Annotated in this window: 1 pseudogene; it reads right to left on the bottom strand. The window is 71.4% G+C overall.

Going from position 1 to position 234, the window contains the following annotated elements:
* A pseudogene (locus SB751_RS35535) lies at positions 1 to 234 on the bottom strand (hypothetical protein); the annotation flags it as partial.

Below are 234 nucleotides of genomic sequence, written 5' to 3' on the forward strand. Positions count from 1 at the left end.
AGCGTGCCGCACGACGGCCCGTCCTGCGTGAACGAGGCATTGCGGCCACGTTGGTCGGGCTTGCCGTGTTCCATCGACCGCAGCACCGCGCCGGCCCACTCGCCGCCCAGCGCCACGCCCTGGATGGCCGCCACCACCGGTTTGGCGCTGTCCTCGATGCGCTTGACCACCGCTGGCAATGCCGGGGCCTGGGGCGCCTGGCCGAATTCGCGAATATCGGCGCCGCCACAGAAG

Origin of the sequence: Cupriavidus sp. SIMBA_020 (assembly GCF_046535395.1) — a bacterium.
Classification (GTDB): domain Bacteria; phylum Pseudomonadota; class Gammaproteobacteria; order Burkholderiales; family Burkholderiaceae; genus Cupriavidus; species Cupriavidus campinensis.